Source organism: Okeania sp. (assembly GCF_983059655.1).
The window spans coordinates 1-4,907 of the sequence record NZ_CEZPJD010000615.1; the positions used below are offsets into that span (position 1 = coordinate 1).

The window sequence follows — 4,907 nt, forward strand, 5'->3', positions numbered from 1 at the left end:
AAAATTTCTTCAGAAACTACTGTAAAATCATGGCCAACCCAAACCAAAGCAGCTTGAGATATTATACCTGCCTTCATAGATACAATTGAGAAATTCCGTTCTTTCTGGCCCTCATTTTCCATAATGCGTGGCACACTTGCTGCATTCAAATATAATGTCCCTTCGCTATCTACATCAGTACGCTTACGCAATCTTTCCTGAGTATGTCGTAATCTATGGTGCATGTGACCAAAAGTCACTAAAGGAATTTTCTTACCCAATTGTCGAGATTTTACAATGGCATCCTTAAAATCAGGGTCGCCGAAATCTCCTCCTCTGGGTTTCCAGTCACGTCCAACTGGATCTTCGGGAGCATCTCCCAAACCAGTAGGTCCATTATGGCCAAGAAAGATTATGTTATTACACATTGCATTCTCTACTGCCTTCACTATTAAATTAGTAGATTCCTCAAAACTATTGACCCCAAATCTTTCCCGATAAAAATCTTGATATTTCAATTCTGGACCTCCCCAACTAAAAGGACGAGTCCCAATAACTGTCAAGTCTAACTCTGGAAAATCTCGCTTTCCATAACCTACATGAGCTTCTCCAAATAAATCTATTTGTTGCTGCACTCTGTCTTCTTGAGTTTGGTCATAAGGGCATTGTTTTCTGCCCCATTCTGTTGCGGTATACCAAGCATCGTGATTGCCAAAAACTACTGCTTTAGGAATATCAATAGCAGCGATCTTTTCTACAACTTCTACTGCTTCATTACCAAAATCTCCCACAAATAGTACTAAGTCAACCCCTAGATCTTTGAGGGCTATTTCATCTTCTGGTTCCCATTGATCGTGAACATCTCCAACAATGGCAATTTTATTTAATTTTTCTAGATTATCTGTCATATTTACTTTTTTTGCTAATAGGATTTTCTCTGAATTACCGAATAATGAATAATGAATAATGAATAATTAAGAGCTGATAGTTAATAATTATTCATTCAACAATTCACGCTTTGAAGGCTCCCCTTTTAAGGGGATAAACAGCGGTCTGCCATATCTAATTGACCAAGAGAAAAGGGAATATTTCTTATGTCAAGCATAAGGCTTTTCTAGGTCATGCTGCGCAAACAGCTAGAGGTACTGATAACTGATAACTGAAATGACATAGTGAATAACTATACTAAAGTTTTGTTTACTTATTTATTGTAGAATTGAACTCAAATTTATTCTCAAAAATAGATTTAAATCTAGTTTATATTGTATCACTATGGAACATCAACAACTAATTATTTTTACTCGCTATCCAGAACCAGGAAAAACCAAAACACGATTAATACCTGCTTTGGGGGCTGAAGGTGCAGCAAATTTGCAACGTCAAATGACTGAAACAACTGTAAAAAAAGCTAATAAATTATTGAATTTAATTTCATTATCTGTTGAAGTTCGATTTGTAGGTGGCGATTTTCAATTAATGAAAAATTGGTTAGGTTCAGATTTAAAATATCAAGAACAAGGTATAGGGGATTTAGGGGAACGTATGGCAAGAGCGTTTCAATCTGCTTTTAATCGGGGGATGAAATATGTGATAATTATTGGTATAGATTGCCCTAGTTTAACCCCTGAAATTATTTTACAAGCTTTTACTAAACTGACTAAATCTGATGTGATAATTGGTCCTGCAACAGATGGGGGTTATTATTTAATTGGTCTAAGAAAAATTACTCCAGAATTATTTCAAGGAATTAATTGGGGAACGTCTGAAGTATTATCAAAAACTGTAGCGATCGCTCAAAGTCTGAAGTTAGTTATTGACTATTTACCCAAGCTTTCTGATATTGACCGTCCAGAAGACTTAGAAAAATTACAGTTTAAAATTAACTAATACACATTTAATTATCACGAAATTTTCAACTTAACTAGCTTGAATAGTGATGAAAAGGCGTTGCTGAATTGAAGTATGAATGCACGATTGTTTGGTTCTGCTCAAGCCCCCTAAATACCCCCTTCAACAAAAAGCGCAGCAACATCTGGCTTCCTTTCCAAAGGGGACGGGAGGGGGATTATAAAGGGGGAATTTTAGAGTTTTATTCCCCCCAAAATTGGGGGGTTAGGGGGGCTTGCATCATACCTAGAATTAGCAACGCCGATGAAAAAAAATAAACTTCAGTATTTTCTTACCTCTGCTTTAGCAGTCGGTACTGATAACTGATAACTGATAACTGATAACTGAAATGACCAGTATTTCGATTATTATTCCTGTTTTAAATGAAGTTAATACGATTACCCAAACAATTTCAACAGCTCAAACGGCCAAAGATAAAGATATAGAAATAATAGTTGTTGATGGTGGTAGTAATGATGGCACAATTGAGCTGATTAAATGTTTAAATATCCAAATTATTTCTTCTATTCCTGGTCGTGCTACTCAGATGAATTGTGGAGCAAAAATAGCAAGGGGAAAAATTCTTTTATTTCTACATGGAGATACCTTTTTACCTTTAAATTTCGATCAGCTTTTACAAAATATATTGGTCAAACCGAAAATTATTGCAGGTGCTTTTGAATTAAGTATTAGAGGAAAAACAAAAAGTTTACGAATAGTTGAAACAATGGTAAATTGGCGATCGCATTATTTGCAAATGCCTTATGGAGACCAAGGAATTTTTCTCCCAGCCAACATTTTTCAAGAAATTGGTGGTTTCCCAGAAATACCAATTATGGAAGATTTTGAATTGATACGACGGTTACAAAAAAGAGGACAAATAGCAATTTTACCAACTCCAGTATCTACTTCTGGCCGTCGGTGGCAAAAATTAGGAATACTTAAAACTACTTTCATTAATCAAATAGTTATTATTGCTTACCTACTTGGGGTATCTCCACAAAGACTAGCACGATGGTATCGTAGCCATAGTATGAACGAAGGCAAAAGGCGGAGGAGTTGAAATTTCCTTCTAAACTTTTACTACTGACTACTGACTGCTGACTACTGACTGCTGACCGCTTTTTTAAAAATAACCAGATTTAGATTAATTTTTTTAAAGTTGAAAACCAATTTTGAGAATAGAATGCACCTACCTCGTAAAATATGAGCTTAATATCTTCTAAAGATTTTTGAACTTCAATTCAGAGGAAAGCTAAGTATGCCAGAAGCTACAGATACAGGATTCGTTCAACCATATAATGGAGACCCTTTCGTTGGTCATTTATCTACTCCAATCAGTGATTCTGACTTTACCAGAGCATTTATCGGTAATCTACCTGCTTATCGCAAAGGTCTATCCCCAATTTTACGTGGCCTAGAAATAGGTATGGCCCATGGTTATTTCATAATTGGCCCTTGGGCAAAGCTAGGTCCATTAAGGGATTCTGCAGTTGCTAACATTGGGGGATTAATTTCTGCGATCGCCCTCATTCTAATTGCCACTATCTGCCTATCAGCTTATGGCATAGTTTCTTTCCAAGGAGAGAGTGCTGAAGGTGCAGATCCACTAAAAACTTCTGAAGGTTGGAGTCAGTTTACTGGTGGTTTCTTCATTGGTGGTATGGGTGGTGCCGTTGTGGCTTTCTTCCTAATAGAAAACTTTGAAATTGTAGACTCTATTTTCCGAGGTGTATTTAATTAAATACCTCTTAATAATTAGGATGTAAATCTGATTTTTACAATTACATCCTGTTCCAAATGCTGGAATAATTACAATTAAAGTTTGCACAAAAAACAAGTCAAATTTTTTTTGTTAAATTAGATAACCACTTACTTTGAAATTGTGTAATTGAAGGAGAATTTGAAATGACTGGTTCTTATGCAGCATCTTACTTACCTTGGATTTTAATTCCTGTAGTTACTTGGTTAATGCCAATTGTAGTTATGGGTTTATTGTTCATTTACATTGAGAGCGAAGCCTAGTTTTTTATCTTTACTAGGTAAATAAGTTAATTGAACAAAGTGGCGTATTAACATCTTCCTGATAATGCAGGAGTCAAAAACGCCACTTTTTTTGATGTTTTTTGGGGTTAAATATTGGTAGTATTTTCTATTATTAATTGTCAGCATTAGGAATATTAAAGTAATCGTATAATTACGGAGATATTATAAATTTTTTTTATCTTATATATAGATTTTTCCGTATAAATATCAATGCTTTTCTGCCGATAAAGTGTTTCGATTAAAGGTAAGTATTTCCTGCGGAATGCTGCGCAAACAGCTATTAGTTGTCAGCTCTCAGCTATCATGGTGGGGTTTTAATGACTATAGACTGTTGAGCGCCAGATTCTATAGTTAAGTATAAATTCTGCCTCAATTAATAAAGCTTTTTTTTATCTAAAACTAAAAGCCATAGCTGATTGCTGACGGCTGAATGCTTACGATTAAAGTATATAGAATTTCCGGTATTACATGAGGTAAAAAAAAATTGGATTTTAGGGAACACCTTAATACAGAAAAAAGACTGTATTCTATTAATATGAGAATCACTATAGTGATAATTAATAAATTAATAACTACAGAATATCTGTGCTGACCTGTAGAAGATAACTAATATTGTTGAAATTTACTGAAGAATATCTGGTTGAAAAGTGGAAGAAAAACTACAAGAATTAGCAGAAAAATATGAAATTCCTCTGGAACTAATTAAAGCAGCAATTGAACTTGAAAAAAAAGAAATTTTCAAGCAAAAACGCAAGACTGCTCCGACAAAATTACTCGAAATGATTGAACGGTATACAGACTCATCACAATCATTTATGGAGGATACTTATTATGGGGCTTAAACTCAGAAGTATTCGTCTAAAAAACTGGAAATGTTATCAAAATGAAGAAATAAAATTTAACCTCAATACTGATAAGCAAATCTGGATTGTTTTTGGTCAAAATGGATTTGGCAAAACATCTATACTAGAGGCAATTCAATGGTGTCTTTACGG

General features: G+C 34.6%; 7 protein-coding genes. 6 read left to right on the forward strand and 1 reads right to left on the reverse strand.

All coding sequences use genetic code 11. The features are described 5' to 3' along the window. Window positions 1-887, reverse strand: an 887-nt coding sequence (locus tag AC3DU7_RS25215) for a TIGR04168 family protein (RefSeq protein WP_488042035.1), incomplete at its 3' end; no start/stop codon positions are given. Window positions 888-1,251: 364 nt separating this feature from the next. Between AC3DU7_RS25215 and AC3DU7_RS25220 the strand changes: the two genes are divergently transcribed. From AC3DU7_RS25220 to AC3DU7_RS25245, 6 genes are all read left to right on the forward strand, one after another. Next, window positions 1,252-1,866 carry a TIGR04282 family arsenosugar biosynthesis glycosyltransferase gene (locus AC3DU7_RS25220; protein ID WP_488042036.1) on the forward strand — a complete coding sequence of 205 codons (615 nt, stop codon included), beginning with the start codon at window positions 1,252-1,254 and terminating at the stop codon, window positions 1,864-1,866. Window positions 1,867-2,215: 349 nt separating this feature from the next. Then, window positions 2,216-2,929: a TIGR04283 family arsenosugar biosynthesis glycosyltransferase gene (locus tag AC3DU7_RS25225; protein WP_488042037.1), complete on the forward strand. Its 714-nt coding sequence runs from the start codon at window positions 2,216-2,218 to the stop codon at window positions 2,927-2,929. A gap of 198 nt (window positions 2,930-3,127) precedes the next feature. After that, window positions 3,128-3,610 carry a photosystem I reaction center protein subunit XI gene (locus AC3DU7_RS25230; RefSeq protein ID WP_488042038.1) on the forward strand — a complete coding sequence of 161 codons (483 nt, stop codon included), beginning with the start codon at window positions 3,128-3,130 and terminating at the stop codon, window positions 3,608-3,610. Window positions 3,611-3,774: 164 nt separating this feature from the next. Next, window positions 3,775-3,891, forward strand: coding sequence for a photosystem I reaction center subunit VIII (locus AC3DU7_RS25235; RefSeq protein WP_202224502.1), 117 nt, complete (start codon window positions 3,775-3,777; stop codon window positions 3,889-3,891). A 668-nt stretch (window positions 3,892-4,559) separates the two neighbouring features. Further along, window positions 4,560-4,754: a hypothetical protein gene (locus AC3DU7_RS25240; protein WP_488042039.1), complete on the forward strand. Its 195-nt coding sequence runs from the start codon at window positions 4,560-4,562 to the stop codon at window positions 4,752-4,754. Then, a partial coding sequence (locus tag AC3DU7_RS25245; protein WP_488042040.1) for an AAA family ATPase occupies window positions 4,744-4,907 on the forward strand: 164 nt, incomplete at its 3' end. The genes AC3DU7_RS25240 and AC3DU7_RS25245, both read left to right, overlap by 11 nt.